General features: G+C 41.4%; 11 protein-coding genes, 1 tRNA gene and 3 rRNA genes. 9 read left to right on the forward strand and 6 right to left on the reverse strand.

Annotation, left to right across the window (positions count from 1 at the left end):
• Positions 1 to 2: 2 nt before the first annotated feature.
• Positions 3 to 2,195: a fatty acid oxidation complex subunit alpha FadB gene (fadB, locus tag M1E86_RS02895; RefSeq protein WP_213913958.1), complete on the reverse strand. Its 2,193-nt coding sequence runs from the start codon at positions 2,193 to 2,195 to the stop codon at positions 3 to 5.
• Positions 2,196 to 2,452: 257 nt separating this feature from the next.
• On the opposite strand from fadB, the gene pepQ reads away from it, so the two are divergent.
• From pepQ to rrf, 8 genes are all read left to right on the forward strand, one after another.
• Positions 2,453 to 3,787 carry a Xaa-Pro dipeptidase gene (gene pepQ, locus M1E86_RS02900; RefSeq protein ID WP_213913956.1) on the forward strand — a complete coding sequence of 445 codons (1,335 nt, stop codon included), beginning with the start codon at positions 2,453 to 2,455 and terminating at the stop codon, positions 3,785 to 3,787.
• Positions 3,787 to 4,401, forward strand: a complete 615-nt coding sequence (locus M1E86_RS02905; protein WP_426099242.1) for an IMPACT family protein — start codon at positions 3,787 to 3,789, stop codon at positions 4,399 to 4,401. The genes pepQ and M1E86_RS02905 overlap by 1 nt, the downstream gene beginning before the upstream one ends.
• Positions 4,402 to 4,429: 28 nt before the next feature.
• Positions 4,430 to 5,881 (forward strand): Trk system potassium transporter TrkH, encoded by a 1,452-nt coding sequence (trkH, locus tag M1E86_RS02910; RefSeq protein ID WP_125892757.1) that lies wholly within the window; start codon positions 4,430 to 4,432, stop codon positions 5,879 to 5,881.
• A gap of 60 nt (positions 5,882 to 5,941) precedes the next feature.
• Complete coding sequence (hemG, locus tag M1E86_RS02915; RefSeq protein WP_213913953.1) at positions 5,942 to 6,466, forward strand: menaquinone-dependent protoporphyrinogen IX dehydrogenase; 525 nt, start codon at positions 5,942 to 5,944, stop codon at positions 6,464 to 6,466.
• 559 nt (positions 6,467 to 7,025) lie between these two features.
• Positions 7,026 to 8,565: ribosomal RNA gene (locus M1E86_RS02920) — 16S ribosomal RNA — on the forward strand.
• A 132-nt stretch (positions 8,566 to 8,697) separates the two neighbouring features.
• Positions 8,698 to 8,773, forward strand: a tRNA-Glu gene (locus M1E86_RS02925).
• 350 nt (positions 8,774 to 9,123) lie between these two features.
• Positions 9,124 to 12,141 (forward strand): 23S ribosomal RNA (locus M1E86_RS02930).
• A 141-nt stretch (positions 12,142 to 12,282) separates the two neighbouring features.
• A 5S ribosomal RNA gene (rrf, locus tag M1E86_RS02935) occupies positions 12,283 to 12,398 on the forward strand.
• Together the 16S, 23S and 5S rRNA genes with 1 tRNA gene alongside form the textbook arrangement of a ribosomal RNA operon.
• 86 nt (positions 12,399 to 12,484) lie before the next feature.
• Here the strand turns inward: rrf and M1E86_RS02940 are convergent.
• The 5 genes from M1E86_RS02940 to M1E86_RS02960 all read right to left on the reverse strand — a co-directional run bounded on the left by M1E86_RS02940 (position 12,485) and on the right by M1E86_RS02960 (position 18,135).
• Positions 12,485 to 12,622 (reverse strand): hypothetical protein, encoded by a 138-nt coding sequence (locus M1E86_RS02940; RefSeq protein WP_426099243.1) that lies wholly within the window; start codon positions 12,620 to 12,622, stop codon positions 12,485 to 12,487.
• A 1,134-nt stretch (positions 12,623 to 13,756) separates the two neighbouring features.
• Positions 13,757 to 14,272 carry an isopentenyl-diphosphate Delta-isomerase gene (idi, locus tag M1E86_RS02945; protein WP_213913009.1) on the reverse strand — a complete coding sequence of 172 codons (516 nt, stop codon included), beginning with the start codon at positions 14,270 to 14,272 and terminating at the stop codon, positions 13,757 to 13,759.
• Between the two features lie 143 nt (positions 14,273 to 14,415).
• Entirely contained in the window at positions 14,416 to 15,072 is a 657-nt protein-coding gene (gene narL / locus M1E86_RS02950; protein WP_125891849.1) for a two-component system response regulator NarL, read from the reverse strand.
• A gap of 18 nt (positions 15,073 to 15,090) precedes the next feature.
• Entirely contained in the window at positions 15,091 to 16,848 is a 1,758-nt protein-coding gene (gene narX / locus M1E86_RS02955; RefSeq protein WP_125891850.1) for a nitrate/nitrite two-component system sensor histidine kinase NarX, read from the reverse strand.
• A gap of 372 nt (positions 16,849 to 17,220) precedes the next feature.
• Positions 17,221 to 18,135 (reverse strand): DUF808 domain-containing protein, encoded by a 915-nt coding sequence (locus M1E86_RS02960; RefSeq protein WP_213913008.1) that lies wholly within the window; start codon positions 18,133 to 18,135, stop codon positions 17,221 to 17,223.
• Positions 18,136 to 18,453: 318 nt separating this feature from the next.
• Between M1E86_RS02960 and M1E86_RS02965 the strand changes: the two genes are divergently transcribed.
• The gene (locus M1E86_RS02965) at positions 18,454 to 19,440 is read left to right on the forward strand and encodes a glycosyltransferase (protein ID WP_125891852.1); all 987 of its coding nucleotides are present in this window, start codon (positions 18,454 to 18,456) and stop codon (positions 19,438 to 19,440) included.
• Positions 19,441 to 19,473: the final 33 nt, after the last annotated feature.

Consider the following 19,473-nt stretch of genomic DNA (forward strand, 5'->3'; position numbering starts at 1 on the left):
AATTAACCTCTCGCAACTTTTTTGACATCAATCGCCACGACAGGTGGCTGTGGGTAATATCTTGCATTGGTAGCCGCTTTTTCTTTTAAGCCACTAGGTGCGTGATATAGCGGGCTTAAGTGCTGCAAAGATTCCGTCGTTTTCAAGTAAGACTGGCTACCTAAGGTATCTAAATAGCAGAACACTCCGCCTCTAAATGGCGGGAAACCTAAACCATAGACCAAAGCAATATCTGCATCTGAAGGGCTTTGAATAATACCTTCCTCTAAGCAACGAACCACTTCGTTAATCATGGGAGCCATCATTCGAGCAATAATTTCTTCTTTGGTGAATGAGCGCTTTGTTGGGCAAATAGTAGCTAGTAGTTCATCAGTCCTAGGGTCATCAATTTTTTTCGGTTTCCCTTTTTTATCTTTTTCATATTGATAAAACCCTTGGCCATTCTTTTGGCCAAATCGTTGTTGTTCATACATTACATCGATGGCATTTTTTCCTTTTTTCCCCATTCTTTCAGGAAAACCTTGGGCCATAACTTGTTCCGCATGAAAAGCGGTATCAATACCAACAACATCAAGGAGATAAGCAGGCCCCATTGGCCAGCCAAACTCTTTTTCCATGACTTTATCTATTTCTCTAAAGTCGGCTCCATCCTGTAACAGCAAGTTAAAGCCAGCAAAGTAAGGGAAAAGGACTCGGTTAACAAAGAAGCCAGGGCAGTCATTGACAACAATAGGGGTTTTACCCATTTTATTGGCGTAGGCAACAACCTTAGCAACCGTGTTATCAGAAGTTTGTTCTCCCCGGATAATTTCGACTAATGGCATCCGATGCACTGGGTTAAAAAAGTGCATACCGCAGAAGTTTTCTGGGCGCTTTAGTGATTTTGCGAGAGTTGAAATTGGAATCGTTGACGTATTTGAGGCCAGTATAGTTTCTGCTGTTACTAGAGATTCAACTTCAGACAATACAGCTGCTTTAACTTTCGGATTCTCAACAACAGCCTCAACGACGATTTGGCTATTTTCCACCCCGCTATAAGATAATGAGGGATGAATAGATGATAAGGTTGCCGCCATTTTAGCCGCTGTAATTTTTCCGCGTTCGAATTGATTATTTAATAGCTTTTGAGCCTCTTCAATTCCTAAGTCTAATGACTTAACATTAATATCTTTCATTAAGACCGGTACGCCTTTGCTGGCTGATTGATAAGCAATACCGCCACCCATAATCCCAGCACCCAATACGGTAGCATGTTTTGGAATATCAACGTGTTGTGCGATTTTTTTACTGTTTGACTTAATTTGCTGGTCATTTAGAAAAATACTGACTAACGCACGCGCAACATCACTATGTGCCAGAGGGACAAATGCAGCTGTTTCATGCTTCAAAGCCTCATCACGAGTACAATTTGCCGCCTTTTCAATCGTGTTCACAGCAGCCATAGGGGCTGGATAGTGTTTTCCTGCAACCTTATACACCATGCCTTTAGCAACATTGAAACTCATTGTTTGCTCAATAGGTTTCAATTGCAGAGGACTAAGTTTGGGTTGGCGTTTTTGCTGCCAATTAAAATCCCCTGCAACCGCAGATTCAATGACTTGAAGAGCTGATTGTGGGAGTGCTTCTGTGTTAACAATTGCGTCGATAAGACCGAGTTTTAAAGCTTGAGAGGCATCGACATCTTTACCCGCAGTAATAATTTCTAATGCGCTATCCAAACCAATTAATCGAGGTAGCCGAACTGAGCCACCAAAGCCAGGCATGATCCCAAGTTTCGTTTCAGGGAGTCCAACTCGAGCATCTGGAGAGGCAATACGGAAATCAGTGGATAAAATACATTCACAGCCACCACCTAACGCATAGCCATTAATGGCGCAAATCGTTGGAACAGGCAGATCTTCGATGCGATTAAAAATACTATTAGCGTAGTGTAACCAATCACTTAGTGTTTCTTTTGACGCTTCGAAAAGCGAAAGAAACTCTTTGATATCAGCACCGACAATAAAAGCGGGTTTATCAGAGCGGAAAATTACACCTTGCAGTTCGGTTTGTTGTTCAAGAACAGACACGGCTTCATCAAGTGAAGCAACGGTGTGGGTATCCAATTTATTAATTGGCCCTGGTGAATTAAAAACCAGTTCTGCAATCCCTTGTTTCAACCATTGAATATAAATAGTGTCACTTTGATAAAGCATTCTGCTCTCCTCTACGTGGTAATGTTATCTGGTACGACCAGATGAGTTGAGTGTGACTAGAATGTTAATTAATTGCAAACTTTTAATAACAAAAATGGAAGGTTGGTCACAGCAATTAAGTGAAATAATTAATGTTTTAGATGATAAATTCATTATATATCAATTGATTATTGTGAGTTTGCAACAGAGTGCATATCCGTTAATAACAGAACGTGGTAAGCTTAATTTTTCTAATTAATGCTGAAAGGTTGAAAGAAATGGAAAAACTGACTGCACTCTACGCTGAACACATTAAAACGTTACAAAACAGAACTCAGCAAGTTTTACAGCGCAGCGAATTAGATGCCATATTGATTCATTCAGGTGAACCGCTACGCATCTTTCTTGATGATAGCGACTATCCGTTTAAAGTTAACCCTCATTTTAAAGCGTGGGTACCTGTCACCGATGTTCCACATTCATGGTTATTAGTTGATGGCGTAAATAAACCTAAGTTATGGTTTTATTCCCCTGTTGACTATTGGCATAGTGTTGAGCCATTACCGAATAGTTTTTGGACTAAAGATATTGAATTAATCCATTTAAAAAATGCGGATGACATCAAAACGTTTCTTGCTAATATTTCAAAAGAAAATGTTGCTTACATAGGCTCATCAGCAGAAAGAGCTGAGTCTTTAGGGATTTCTCTGCATAATATTAATCCCAAATTGGTTTTAGATTACTATCATTATCATCGCTCTTATAAGACAGATTATGAACTTTACTGCATGCGTGAAGCTCAAAAAATGGCCGTAAATGGGCACGTTGCGGCTCTGGAGGCGTTCCGTGCAGGCATGAGTGAATTTGACATTAATGCTAGTTACTTGCAGTCGACTGGGCATCGAGACACCAATGTGCCTTATGGAAACATTGTTGCGCTGAATGAAAACGCAGCAGTGTTACATTACACTAAGCTGCAACAAACTGTGCCAAATGAACTGTACAGTTTTCTTATTGATGCAGGTACAGAATATAATGGTTATGCTGCTGATATTACGAGAACTTATGCAGCGAAGGGTAAAGATGAATTTGCTGAATTGGTTGCGGATGTCAATACGGAACAACTTGCTCTAATTGATACGATCAAGGCGGGTGTACGTTATACAGACTATCATGTGGATATGCATCACAGGGTTGCTAAAATACTGATTAAGCATGATATTGTTAAAGGTATTACCGAAGAGTCTATGGTGGAGAGTGGCTTAACAACGCCATTTTTGCCTCATGGTTTAGGGCACCCTCTTGGTTTGCAAGTTCATGATGCTGCAGGCTTTATGCAAGATGACAGGGGTACACATCTCGCGGCTCCTAAGATGTATCCATTCTTACGTTGTACTCGTGTTTTAGAGCCTAAAATGGTGTTAACTATTGAGCCTGGACTCTATTTCATTGAATCCTTATTATCTGAATGGCGAAATGGGGAGTTCAGCCAGCATTTTAATTGGGATAAAATCGAGTTCTTCAAACCTTACGGTGGGATCCGTATTGAAGACAATATCGTGATCCACGCAAATCGTATTGAAAATATGACTCGAGACTTACATTTACGTTAATGAAACCTTATTTAATACCGGCTGAAACCATTTCTTTTACAGAAGAGATCAAAAAAAGCCAATTTATTACGTATTTAGCTCACACAGATGGTATTGAAGCGGCAAAAGATTATATTCAATCAATTAAAGCTCAATACCCAGATGCTCGGCACCATTGCTGGGCATTTGTTGCTGGTCGTCCTGATGATTCACAAAAGCTGGGGTTTTCTGATGATGGTGAACCAACAGGAACGGCGGGAAAACCTATCATAGCGCAACTATTAGGGAGCAACCTAGGGGAGGTTACCTGTGTTGTTGTGCGTTATTTTGGTGGGATAAAACTGGGAACGGGTGGGCTAGTTAAAGCCTATGGAAATGGTGCCCAGCAAGCATTAAAAATATTACCGACAAAGACAAAAGTACCACAAAAAATCTTTAATTTAGTGTGTGACTATTCATTGATTAATGCGATTGAACAACTGCTTGCTCAGGTGAATGGCACGGTTTTGCACAGTGATTATAATGAAACTGTCTCTTTACAAATTGCAATTCCTGCTACTCTTGAGCAGGAGGTCAATGATAAATTACGCGATATAAGTCGTGGGGCCTTAGCGCTCACGCCAGAATCGGAATAGTAAACAGTTTTATCAAGGAACCTGCCGAATGCATTTTCGTGCAATAACCCGTATAGTCGGGCTGCTTGTCATTATCTTTTCTTTTACCATGGTAATTCCAGGTATTGTTGCGCTAATTTATCGTGATGGCGCAGGGCGAGCTTTTAGCCAGACTTTTGTTACTGCTTTGCTAATTGGTCTTTTTTTGTGGCTACCAACCCGTAATAGCCGGCACGAACTTAAAGCAAAAGAAGGTTTTCTTATTGTTGTTTTATTTTGGACGGTACTGGGAAGTGTAGGAGCATTGCCTTTTATCTTTTCTGAAAGACCCAACCTGTCGGTCACTGATGCTTTTTTTGAATCGTTTTCAGGTTTGACTACCACCGGAGCGACAACGTTAACAGGGCTTGACTCCTTGCCCAAAGCCATTTTATTTTATCGGCAGATGCTTCAATGGCTAGGGGGGATGGGGATCATCGTACTTGCTGTTGCTATCTTACCGCTACTGGGCGTTGGGGGTATGCAGCTATATCGCGCAGAAATGCCGGGCCCGTTGAAAGACAATAAAATGCGGCCTCGTATTGCAGAAACGGCAAAAACATTATGGCTAATCTATGTACTGCTAACCATTGCCTGTGCAGTCGCTTTATGGATAGCCGGAATGGATGTTTTTGATGCCATTTCTCACAGTTTTTCGACTATCGCTATCGGCGGGTTTTCAACCCATGATGCCAGTATTGGTTATTTCAACAGTCCAGCAATTAACACTATCATTGGTGTTTTCCTGATTATCTCTGGTTGTAACTTCGGTTTACACTTTGCAGTACTAACTGGACGTAGTTTGGGGATTTATTGGCGCGACCCCGAGTTTAGAATGTTCATCAGCTTCCAATTTGTCTTAGTGGTGATTTGTACTTTAATACTTATGTACCATTCAGTTTATGGTAGCTTCGGGCAAACACTTGATCAGGCGTTCTTCCAAGTGGTATCGATGGCAACAACCGCAGGGTTTACGACAGACAGTTTTTCCGGTTGGCCTCTTTTCTTACCAATGCTTCTATTATGTGCTGCATTTGTGGGTGGATGTGCAGGTTCAACAGGGGGCGGACTAAAAGTTATTCGTATCTTGTTGCTTTTCTTGCAAGGTTCGCGTGAATTAAAGCGTTTAGTTCATCCAAATGCGGTCTATACAATCAAACTGGGGCAGCGTGCATTGCCAGAAAGGATCATCGAAGCGGTCTGGGGCTTCTTCTCTGCCTATGCACTTGTTTTTGTTGTCAGCTTATTATTGCTAATCGCAACAGGTGTTGATGAATTTTCCGCATTCTCAGCAATAGCAACCACACTTAATAATTTGGGACCAGGCCTTGGGACTGTTGCAGATAATTTTACGTCAATGAATCCAACGGGTAAATGGATTCTAGTGGTGACTATGTTATTTGGGCGTTTAGAAGTGTTTACTTTATTAGTGTTACTGACTCCAACTTTCTGGCGTGAATAATTGAGTGCAATCTATATATAAGACTATCTATAAAGAAATGATAATAATCTAGGAACGATAATGAGCTATTTACTTTTACATTCCAGTACAGACGGGCAAACTAAAAAAATCATTTTAAAAATGGCGGAACAACTGAGAAGCTCGGGTCGTGAATGTGATATTCGTGATTTAAATACTGACCAACAGTTTAATTTATCAGGCTACGAGAAAGTATTAGTAGGGGCATCCATTCGTTATGGGCATTTCAATAAAAAACTGCAACGTTTTGTGGGAGCTCATCAAAATCAATTGAACTCAATGAAGACTGGTTTTTTTGCTGTAAATTTAACGGCAAGAAAAGAAGGTAAGAATACGGCTGAAACTAACGCGTATACGCGGAAGTTTTTAGAAGCGTGTCCTTGGAAGCCAACATTGAAATCTGTTTTTGCTGGAGCGCTGTTTTATCCGCGTTATACATGGTTTGATAGAATGATGATCCGCTTAATTATGAAAATGACAGACGGCCCAACTGACCCGAAAACAGAGATTGAGTATACTAACTGGGAAAAGGTTGCCGAATTCGCTGCGGAATTTGATCAGTTGTAGGTCGTAATTTCAACAAAATGTAGTTATTTTGCATTATTTGTTTAATAAATCATCGCTTGGTGAAATAAATCAAAAAAACACTTGCGAGAATTTTTCGACTCCCTATAATGCGCATCCGTTGTCACGACAAACCGGTTAGAAGAAAACTTCAAAACCCAGTGATAACAGAGGTGAGAAAGAAAAAGTTTGAAAATAAACACTTGACTTTCTAAATAAAAAACGTAATATACGACACCTCGCGACAACGACCTCGAAGTCGAAAATCGAAAGATTAAGTCGCAACGCTCTTTAACAATTTATCAGACAATCTGTGTGGGCACTCACAGGACACTATCAAAAAAATATTTGATTTTAAGTCTTGAAGAGTGACTAACACGTTAATTCATATATATGAAATAAGGTAGTAACGCTTATTTTGGAAGGATAACGCGAAGGCAAGCAGAGATAACCCGAGGCAGTACTTAGGTACGGCGAGGGGAAGCGATGCGAAGCCGACAAAGTTAGCCGAACAAAAGAACGTTACGGTCAGTAAGACATTCTTTGAGCATCAGACTACTTTTAATTGAAGAGTTTGATCATGGCTCAGATTGAACGCTGGCGGCAGGCCTAACACATGCAAGTCGAGCGGTAACAGGGGAAGCTTGCTTCTCGCTGACGAGCGGCGGACGGGTGAGTAATGTATGGGGATCTGCCCGATAGAGGGGGATAACCACTGGAAACGGTGGCTAATACCGCATAATCTCTTAGGAGCAAAGCAGGGGAACTTCGGTCCTTGCGCTATCGGATGAACCCATATGGGATTAGCTAGTAGGTGGGGTAATGGCTCACCTAGGCGACGATCCCTAGCTGGTCTGAGAGGATGATCAGCCACACTGGGACTGAGACACGGCCCAGACTCCTACGGGAGGCAGCAGTGGGGAATATTGCACAATGGGCGCAAGCCTGATGCAGCCATGCCGCGTGTATGAAGAAGGCCCTAGGGTTGTAAAGTACTTTCAGTCGGGAGGAAGGCGTTGTTGCTAATATCAACAACGATTGACGTTACCGACAGAAGAAGCACCGGCTAACTCCGTGCCAGCAGCCGCGGTAATACGGAGGGTGCAAGCGTTAATCGGAATTACTGGGCGTAAAGCGCACGCAGGCGGTTGATTAAGTTAGATGTGAAATCCCCGGGCTTAACCTGGGAATGGCATCTAAGACTGGTCAGCTAGAGTCTTGTAGAGGGGGGTAGAATTCCATGTGTAGCGGTGAAATGCGTAGAGATGTGGAGGAATACCGGTGGCGAAGGCGGCCCCCTGGACAAAGACTGACGCTCAGGTGCGAAAGCGTGGGGAGCAAACAGGATTAGATACCCTGGTAGTCCACGCTGTAAACGATGTCGATTTGAAGGTTGTTCCCTTGAGGAGTGGCTTTCGGAGCTAACGCGTTAAATCGACCGCCTGGGGAGTACGGCCGCAAGGTTAAAACTCAAATGAATTGACGGGGGCCCGCACAAGCGGTGGAGCATGTGGTTTAATTCGATGCAACGCGAAGAACCTTACCTACTCTTGACATCCAGAGAACTTAGCAGAGATGCTTTGGTGCCTTCGGGAACTCTGAGACAGGTGCTGCATGGCTGTCGTCAGCTCGTGTTGTGAAATGTTGGGTTAAGTCCCGCAACGAGCGCAACCCTTATCCTTTGTTGCCAGCGATTCGGTCGGGAACTCAAAGGAGACTGCCGGTGATAAACCGGAGGAAGGTGGGGATGACGTCAAGTCATCATGGCCCTTACGAGTAGGGCTACACACGTGCTACAATGGCGTATACAAAGAGAAGCGACCTCGCGAGAGCAAGCGGAACTCATAAAGTACGTCGTAGTCCGGATTGGAGTCTGCAACTCGACTCCATGAAGTCGGAATCGCTAGTAATCGTAGATCAGAATGCTACGGTGAATACGTTCCCGGGCCTTGTACACACCGCCCGTCACACCATGGGAGTGGGTTGCAAAAGAAGTAGGTAGCTTAACCTTCGGGAGGGCGCTTACCACTTTGTGATTCATGACTGGGGTGAAGTCGTAACAAGGTAACCGTAGGGGAACCTGCGGTTGGATCACCTCCTTACCATTGAAGTGTTTTTGTGAAGTGCTCACACAGATTGTCTGATAGAAAGTAGAGCAATAGGCTATACGTGGGAGACTTATTCGAAAGAATAGGGCTTACATGAGATACCGCGCAGTAAGTGCAATATCTTGTGTCCCCTTCGTCTAGAGGCCTAGGACACCGCCCTTTCACGGCGGTAACAGGGGTTCGAATCCCCTAGGGGACGCCAATTGCGCCGATATCGAGTGAAAGACGATGTCCCCAATAATGATTAAGCCAATTATTTTAATAGTTGGTTTAACAATTATGCTCTTTAACAATCTGGAACAAGCTGAAAATTGAAAACAACGCACATTGTTTATCGCTTAAACAATGTGAGAGTCTCTCAAAATTTCAGACCTGAAATTTTCGGTCACTTTAGCGAGTGGCATGAGCGAGCAGTCAGTCCTTCGCGGCGGCCAGCGCACAGCAAGCGCAGCATACATAAGTATGTGAGCATTGCGAGCACTGCCCAACAAAGAAGGAATGCACGCACAGCCATGACAGTAAAGTGAACGTTGAAACAATTTCGGGTTGTGAGGTTAAGCGACTAAGCGTACACGGTGGATGCCTAGGCAATCAGAGGCGATGAAGGACGTGCTAATCTGCGATAAGCGTCGGTAAGGTGATATGAACCGTTACAACCGACGATTTCCGAATGGGGAAACCCAGTGCAATTCGTTGCACTATCGTTTGATGAATACATAGTCAAACGAAGCGAACCGGGGGAACTGAAACATCTCAGTACCCCGAGGAAAAGAAATCAACCGAGATTCCCCTAGTAGCGGCGAGCGAACGGGGAGCAGCCCAGAGTCTTAATCAGCATTAGCATCAGGAGAACGGTCTGGAAAGTCCGGCAGTAAAGGGTGATAGCCCCGTATCCGAAGGTGTTAGTGTTGTGAACTCGACGAGTAGGGCGGGACACGTGTTATCCTGTCTGAATATGGGGGGACCATCCTCCAAGGCTAAATACTCCTGATTGACCGATAGTGAACCAGTACCGTGAGGGAAAGGCGAAAAGAACCCCGGCGAGGGGAGTGAAATAGAACCTGAAACCGTGTACGTACAAGCAGTGGGAGCCCCACCACCAAAGCATTTTCTGGTGTTGAGGACAACTTTGAAGTGACATTCAACACGCGTTGGCGGAGCGCTTTTTGCGACGCCCAACACACAAAACAAGCAGTGAATGTGCTTTGGGGTGGGGTGACTGCGTACCTTTTGTATAATGGGTCAGCGACTTATATTCTGTAGCAAGGTTAACCGTATAGGGGAGCCGTAGGGAAACCGAGTCTTAACTGGGCGAATGAGTTGCAGGGTATAGACCCGAAACCCGGTGATCTAGCCATGGGCAGGTTGAAGGTTGGGTAACACTAACTGGAGGACCGAACCGACTAATGTTGAAAAATTAGCGGATGACTTGTGGCTGGGGGTGAAAGGCCAATCAAACCGGGAGATAGCTGGTTCTCCCCGAAAGCTATTTAGGTAGCGCCTCGTGAACTCATCTTCGGGGGTAGAGCACTGTTTCGACTAGGGGGTCATCCCGACTTACCAACTCGATGCAAACTACGAATACCGAAGAATGTTATCACGGGAGACACACGGCGGGTGCTAACGTTCGTCGTGAAGAGGGAAACAACCCAGACCGCCAGCTAAGGTCCCAAAGTCATAGTTAAGTGGGAAACGAAGTGGGAAGGCTCAGACAGCCAGGATGTTGGCTTAGAAGCAGCCATCATTTAAAGAAAGCGTAATAGCTCACTGGTCGAGTCGGCCTGCGCGGAAGATGTAACGGGGCTAAACTATGCACCGAAGCTGCGGCAGCGATATGTAAATATTGTTGGGTAGGGGAGCGTTCTGTAAGCCTGTGAAGGTGTACTGTGAGGTATGCTGGAGGTATCAGAAGTGCGAATGCTGACATAAGTAACGATAATGCGGGTGAAAAACCCGCACGCCGGAAGACCAAGGGTTCCTGTCCAACGTTAATCGGGGCAGGGTGAGTCGACCCCTAAGGCGAGGCAGAAATGCGTAGTCGATGGGAAACGGGTTAATATTCCCGTACTGGTGATAATTGCGATGGGGGGACGGAGAAGGCTAGGCTATCCGGGCGACGGTTGTCCCGGTTTAAGAATGTAGGCAGGTGAATTAGGCAAATCCGGTTCACTATATGCTGAGGTTCGATGACGAGTCACTACGGTGATGAAGTAGCTCATGCCCCGCTTCCAGGAAAAGCCTCTAAGCTCTAGATTATCATTAATCGTACCCCAAACCGACACAGGTGGTCAGGTAGAGAATACTCAGGCGCTTGAGAGAACTCGGGTGAAGGAACTAGGCAAAATGGTGCCGTAACTTCGGGAGAAGGCACGCTGGCGCTAGGTGAAGTCCCTCGCGGATGGAGCTGAAGCCAGTCGCAGATACCAGCTGGCTGCAACTGTTTATTAAAAACACAGCACTGTGCAAACACGAAAGTGGACGTATACGGTGTGACGCCTGCCCGGTGCTGGAAGGTTAATTGATGGGGTTATCCGTAAGGAGAAGCTCTTGATCGAAGCCCCAGTAAACGGCGGCCGTAACTATAACGGTCCTAAGGTAGCGAAATTCCTTGTCGGGTAAGTTCCGACCTGCACGAATGGCGTAATGATGGCCAGGCTGTCTCCACCCGAGACTCAGTGAAATTGAACTCGCTGTGAAGATGCAGTGTACCCGCGGCAAGACGGAAAGACCCCGTGAACCTTTACTATAGCTTGACACTGAACATTGAGCCTTGATGTGTAGGATAGGTGGGAGGCTTCGAAGCGTGGACGCCAGTCTGCGTGGAGCCAACCTTGAAATACCACCCTTTAATGTTTGATGTTCTAACGTTGCCCCGTAATCCGGGGTGCGGACAGTGTCTGGTGGGTAGTTTGACTGGGGCGGTCTCCTCCCAAAGAGTAACGGAGGAGCACGAAGGTTGGCTAAGCATGGTCGGACATCATGCGGTTAGTGCAAAGGCATAAGCCAGCTTGACTGCGAGAGTGACGGCTCGAGCAGGTACGAAAGTAGGTCTTAGTGATCCGGTGGTTCTGAATGGAAGGGCCATCGCTCAACGGATAAAAGGTACTCCGGGGATAACAGGCTGATACCGCCCAAGAGTTCATATCGACGGCGGTGTTTGGCACCTCGATGTCGGCTCATCACATCCTGGGGCTGAAGTAGGTCCCAAGGGTACGGCTGTTCGCCGTTTAAAGTGGTACGCGAGCTGGGTTTAGAACGTCGTGAGACAGTTCGGTCCCTATCTGCCGTGGGCGTTGGAAGATTGAAAGGGGCTGCTCCTAGTACGAGAGGACCGGAGTGGACGCACCACTGGTGTTCGGGTTGTCATGCCAATGGCATTGCCCGGTAGCTAAGTGCGGAAGAGATAACCGCTGAAAGCATCTAAGCGGGAAACTTGCCTTGAGATGAGTCTTCCCTGACCCTTTAAGGGTCCTAAAGGAACGTTTAAGACTAAGACGTTGATAGGTTGGGTGTGTAAGCATAGCGATATGTTGAGCTAACCAATACTAATGAACCGTGAGGCTTAACCTGACAACACCGAAGGTGTTTTAGAGAGATTGGGTTGTTTTTGATAGTGAGTGAGAAGCCGAGAGGTGAAGGACACACAGCTTGTTTGAGATTGATGTTTTGGTTTAGTGAATAAAAAAGCTAAACGGGAACAAACAGAATTTGTCTGGCGGCAATAGCGCGGTGGTCCCACCTGACCCCATGCCGAACTCAGCAGTGAAACGCCGTAGCGCCGATGGTAGTGTGGGGCCTCCCCATGTGAGAGTAGGGAACTGCCAGACATTAAATTAGTGAAGAAGCCACCCATTGGGTGGCTTTTTTGCGTTTGGGGGAGCGAACTAATTGTTGATGTTAGAAGTGAAGTTCCTTAATGTTCCAACTTCCAACTTCCAACTTCCAACTTCCAACTTCCAACTTCCAACTTCCAACTTCCAACTTCCAACTTCCAACTTCCAACTTCCAACTTCCAACTTCCAACTTCCAACTTCCAACTTCCAACTCCCAACTCCCAACTCCCAACTCCCAACTTAACGACTCACTTAATTTAATCCTTTTACGCAGGGCGATTAGTCATGAATATAACTGCCGCAAATGGAAGTTCATGATACAAAGTAGTGAGTAACAACTCACGTGTTGAAAAGTTCACGGAGACAAGTGCTGAGTGTGGGGCGAGGCAGCATGAGTTAATAGAGTTAAGTCAAGCAATCGGTAGATAACACTCGGTGGTATTGTGATCATGAATGGAAGCTCTGGAACCAAAGTAGTGAGTAACAGCTCACGTATTTTTTAATTAAGTGAATATAACTCAATAAAATGAAATGGATATAGTTTGTTGGTAATTATCTATTACTCCAGAGAATGTAATCACTTGAGCCAAAGTAGTAAGTAACAACTCACGTGTTGAAGAGCGCGCGGAGATAAGTGATGGCTTTGGGGTAAAAAGAGTTAAGAGAGCTAGGTTAGGCAATCGATAGGTGACTCTTAGTGGTATTGTTTTGTGAATGAAAATTCTGGATATAAAGTAGTGAGTAACAACTCGCTTGTTGAGGTGGGGCGGTGGCTGCTGGCGATGGTGGTGGGGTGATAGGAACTAAAGAGTAATGGAAGAAAAGCGTTTGTATTGGTGTGACGGATGGATATTTTAGACGCAAAGTAGTGAGTAACAGCTCACTTGTTCCTTAACTAAGTATAGTTAATTTCAATAAAATCAAATAAGTATATTGAGTCGACAATTATCTATTGTTGGAGTGAATGTACTTGCTTGTGGTAAAGCAGTAAGTAACAGCTCACTTGTTATGGAAATATAAAAATATAGCTGGAAGGAAAGTAATAAAATGTAGAAAATAAGGTGGTAGTAATTTTCTAACTGATTAATTGTTATATAAAAACATGAGTCAGATTTATTGATAAAGAGAGTGGATTAGATAAAAGTTATCAATAATATTTATTATTGAAGATAGGCCGGGAGAGAATATTAATTTAACTTAAACTTAAATCAATACTATTGCTAAGTGGAGTTTAATAATATTACGTTTATTATTTCAGTATTTATAATTTTACAAATAGATATAAATGTTTTTCATAATTAAAAATGAAGATTAGAAAGTTAAATTATCAATATAAATGTTATAAAACATATTTATTTAAAATCCAATAAAGTAAATTCTTCTAATATTTTTTTGAACCACGGTGTGAAAATTTCAGGATTAAGAACGATCTCTTGTTTTAATTGAGGAAGACTTACCCACCTTATAGAAGAGACTTCATCTCTATTCGGTTGAATATATTGGTTATAATAACCAATAAAAATATGGTCATACTCATGTTCAATTAAGCCTCCTTGAACGTCAGCCTTATAAATTAAGGAACCTATATGAGTCAATGGAGTGACAAAACCTAATTCCTCTTGAAGCCGACGTTCAGCAGCTTTCTGAGTCTCTTCATTTGGTCTAGGGTGACTACAGCAAGAATTTGCCCATTGTCCTGCTGAATGATATTTATGAAAAGCACGTTGTTGAATTAGTAGCTCATTTTGTTCATTAAAGATAAATACTGAGAATGCTCGATGTAAGTGACCGAGCTGATGTGCCAATAGCTTTGGCATAACTCCAATAGGTTGGTCATGCTCATCGACTAAAATTAATTCATCTTCCATTTATATTATTTTCCGTCATTAAATGATTGCTTTAGTTTAGTATAATTAAAAATATAAGTTTGCATATTAGAGCTGTTTAATTATAAATATAATTATTTTTAACTCACAGCTATCATAAGGTGATATAGCTGTGAGAATAAAAATTATTTTTGTTGTAAAACCCAAACCGCAGCTTCAACTCTTGATTTTAAATTGAGTTTTTTTAGTAAATGTTTAACATGTACTTTTACTGTGCTTTCTGCAATATCGAGTTTACGAGCTATCATTTTATTTGATAAACCCTGAGAGATCAGTTCTAAAATATCGGCCTCTCTTGGTGTCAATGAGGCAATATTATTATCATCCTGTGTGGTGTTATCTCTTAGTGATTCAGCAAGCACAGAGGCTAATGTTGGGCTGACAACTAACTTACCGCTTGCAGCTTCTTTAAGGGCTACGATAAGCTCTTCAGGCTCCATATCTTTTAGTAAATAACCATCGGCACCTCTTTTTAGTGCATTGACTAAATCATCACTATAATTAGAAACGGTAAAAAGAATAATTCTACCTGATAGCTCTCGCTTCCTAAGTTCATCGAGAGTTTCAAAACCATTCATGCCTGGCATGTTGAGATCAAGTAAGATAAGGTCAGGATCTTGCTCTTCAGCGATCTGTATGCCAGTTTTACCGTCTCCAGCCTCACCGATAACTTGCAATGAAGACTCCAAACTAATCAATTGTTTGACTCCATTTCTTAGCATCGGATGATCATCAATAAGTAGAATGGTTGATTTTTCGTTCATTATATTTGTGTTTTCCATAGATGATTTTCCGGTATGTTAAGCGTCAGATAAAGGGAAGGTAACTTTTACCTCTGTTCCACCTTGAGGCCTAGGTGTAATACAACAATTTCCATTAAGGCTTAATGCTCTTTCTCTCATAATAATAAGCCCATAATGGTTAAGTTTATCAGTATTTGACGTGATCCCTGAACCATCGTCAGTCACTGTAATTGTAACAATACCATTATACTGGTTTAATGAAACCTCAGCCCATTTTGCATTAGCGTGTTTTAAAATATTAGTTAATGCCTCTCGGACTATTTGTATTATATGAATAGATTGATGCGGTGAAATACTTTTCGCGGGTAGATCGTAATTTAAGTCTATTGTATATCCTACACGTTCACTAAATTCACTAATGGTACTTTCTAATGAGGGAAGTAAGCCAGGCTCCATTAATTTAAGCCTAAATGTGGTTAATAATTCTCTTAACTGGCTATATGCGGTATTAATCTCGCTACGCATTTCTGTTAACAGCTGTTGAGGTTTTTCTGGTAATGGTTCTGGCTGTAATTGCAGATAGCTAATTTGCATTTTCAGACAGGATAAAGATTGAGCAATAGAGTCATGAAGTTCGCGTGCAATTGCAGAACGTTCATCCATGATAAGTAACTGTTGCTGTTGTTCTATCTGGTGCTCCATGGCTAGCATACCAGAGATTTGTTTAGCTAAAACAGAAACGAGACTGTTTTGCTCATCTGAAAGTATTTGGTTATCTTCAATCTCTCCAATAATAATGCCATAACGATGCATATTGTCTGATAAATCCCACTGTAAACTGAGCGGTTTTTCGATTGAAGCTTGTTGTTCTAGTTGCGTTGTATTCACTTCAGATAACCCGGTTGAATGGCAGCATATTTCGTGAAAATATGTTTCGTTGCTTTCTTCATACAACCGTAAACTGAGATTTTTGAGTATGGTAATATTTTCTAGTTCAATAAGGACTTTTTGTAATCGCAAGTAGAGAGGATCTGATGAATGAAGGATTTGGCTTGATTGATATAAATATGATAACACTTTATTTTTTGTGATTAAGTCTGCAGTTTTCTCAGCAACCCTTTCTTCAAGCTGATGATAACTTAATGCTAATTCATCCGACATTTGGTTAAGTGTTTCTCCGAGCGCATTTAATTCATCTTGCCTATTATTTTTAGGGTAGCGTTGGCTAAAATCTTTTCGTCCAATTGCATTGACCATTGATAATAATTTAACCCATGGATAATAAATTTTTCTGCGCAGGTGCCAGATGGTTCCAGCGAGTAATAAGAATACTAAACTGATAAAAATCAGTTGTGTCATAGCAACATAAGCAATCTTACTTTCCGTTTTTTCATCAATATTATGAACTAATTCATCAAGTTTACTGACAAATGATATAACTTCGTATCTTGCATCATTAGGGGTATTTGCTTTTATTAATGAAGGCTTTAAGACATGTAACCAATAATTGTAAAGCTCATCAAATTGCGGCGTTAAATTTTCGATTTTTACAACTTGAGTCAGTTCAGGGCTGATGAGGTCAGATTCTAATGCATCGAGATAACGCTGATTTTGAGTATTTAAAGGAACGAGAGAAAGTAACCTGTAGCTCTGCATTCGCAGTGAACCTGATTTATTTATTGCATGGGCATTACCTTGCACACTTATAATCATTCGATTGGAAATCGTCATCCCAATAATTCCTAAGATCGCAATAAGTAGCATTAGACCGATCACTTGGTTAATGATTGAAAATCGACGATACAACGTGGGCATGTGTCACTTCCTTAAAGAGTCGTACTAGTGAACTTAAAATGCATATTTCTCGTATTGTTCATAAAGGGTTGAATATTAAATATACTACTTTGGTAGTATATTTGGGGATTTATAACAAAATAGTAAATAGAAAATAAAATTCTTCGTTGAGTTTTATCGTGTTATATATTGATATATAAGATTAAATTTTATTTTACCGTGAGTGAATTTACGTATTATAGCGTAAATTAAAGATGAGTTTCTTTTGATTTAGATCAGTTTAAATATCGAAGTAAGTCAGTGTATAAAATAATACATATCGAAAGTATTTTTGATAATCATATCAATGATAGAAAGAAGGGCAGCCCTAATGGATAGAACTACCTTTTTGTTTTAAACTTTTTTTAATTTTTTGAATAGTGAGATTATCGCAACAAGGATTAGACCTGTTACTAGCCCAAAAAATAAATTAATTATAGTTGGTAGGATAAACTGCATAGTACTACCAATGATCGGTGTTAAGGTCGCAGTAAACGATATTTCTGTAATCCACTCTGAAATATAGCTAATTCCATGCGTTAGAATACCACCACCGACCATAAACATCGCGGCTGTTCCAACAACAGATAATGTTTTCATCAGATAAGGTGTTGAATAAATTAAGGTATTACCGATTTTCTTTAATAAAGAAGACGTTTTCTTTTGTAAATAAAAGCCTAAGTCATCTAATTTTACAATACCTGCAACTAAGCCATATACACCGATAGTCATCACAAGAGCAATGATTGAGAGTACAGCGACTTGGTTGATAAAAGTGGTAGTGGAAACTATGCCTAATGTGATGGCAATAATTTCAGCTGATAAAACAAAATCAGTACGAATCGCCCCTTTGATTTTTTTACTTTCAAACTCCTTCAGTTGTTCTGCTGATAATTCAAGTTGGTTTTGGGGGATAGAGCCTTCTACGTTAGTAAAGAATAGCTTATGAGTAATTTTTTCTGCGCCTTCAAAGCAAAGGTAGGCCCCACCAATCATGAGCAGTGGTGTGATAGCCCAAGGAATAAATGCACTAATTAGCAATGCTAAGGGCACGAGTATTAATTTATTGATAAATGACCCTTTAGCAACAGCCCAAACAACGGGAATTTCTCTATCCGCGCGAACACCAGTAACTTGCTGGGCGTTTAGTGCGAGGTCATCACCTAAAACTCCAGAGGTTTTTTTGGCGGCCATTTTTGTCATGACGGAAACATCGTCTAGTACAGCGGCAATATCATCAAGTAATGTGAGTAAGCTACTTCCAGCCACAAGAATATCCTCAATATTTTTAAGGTGTCATTAATGATTATTAGGCCAATTAATGGATAATTAGTTCATTACAATATAAACCATACTTACAAATAAGATGATTCCAATAAGATAATGTCATTGCTGTTGATAAACCTGAATTTTGAATTATTAAATTTTTATGACAATGGAACCAATATGTTTTTTTAGTTTCTAAATTATTAATTTTAGTAAAGTAACATACAGTTATCTACTATTTTATTTTATATTTTTTTTATTTATTTGGTTTAATTATTTGTTTTATGAATAATTTTTAATGGATTGGTATAGGGTTAATACATGTCTTCTCAGCCAGTTTTGAGTATTGTTGTTGCTGTATATAATGGTGAAAAATTTTTACCTCAGTTTTTTGATAGCTTAATCGCTCAAAAGTTAGAAAATTGGGAATTGATTGTTGTTAATGATGGCTCTAAAGATAAAAGTGAAGACATCATTAAGTCTTATGCGGATAAATTTGCACATTTGAAAGTGCTTTACCAAGAGAATCAAGGGGTTTCAGTCGCTCGTAATACGGGGATGGTTGAGGCTACTGGAAAATACATTACATTCCCTGATATTGATGATGAAATTAGTCCGCAAATGTACGGGCGTTTATTAGAAATCGCACTATCAAATGACCTCGATGTTGCAACCTGTAATGGGACTTATGTTTACACTAATGGTGATGCACCAAAAGCAATTTTTCCGCCGAATAAAGTTCCATCAACTGGGGTGATTTCAGGCCCTGAGTGGCTTGAAATTGGCTTAAGTTCACGCAAGTTTTTGCATGTAACTTGGTTGAATTTATATCGTTTAGACATGTTGCGCCAACACAATTTTTTCTTTGAGCCCAAATTGCATCACCAAGACATACCTTGGACGACTGAAGTGTTACTCGTGGCGAACCGCGTACAATTTATTAATGAACAATACTACCGATATTTAATCCATAACCAATCTGTTTCACACTCATTGAGTGGTGATGAACGCGCAGTCCGCAAGATAAAAACCTATCTGAAGATTATTGATATGCTGTTAAATATTTACCAGCGGTATCCTGAGCAAGTAAAACAAGCACCAGCTTGTCTATGGCAGGTAGGAAAAGAAGGCTTAGGGGTGATTCAAGCGCTATTAGCTATCAAATCACCAGATGTACAGAAGGAAATGGTACAACTATTTTTTGATAAGGGTTATTGGCAAATAGTGTGGGCACATGCAACAACAGTAAAATTAAAATGGCGATTAATTAGGCGCTATACGAAGCTAAAAGAAATTATCAAATCATAATTTACTGAAAAGGTAGCTATTTTTATAGGCTAC

It is taken from the genome of Providencia sp. PROV200, assembly GCF_049901995.1.
Lineage (GTDB): Bacteria > Pseudomonadota > Gammaproteobacteria > Enterobacterales > Enterobacteriaceae > Providencia > Providencia rettgeri_E.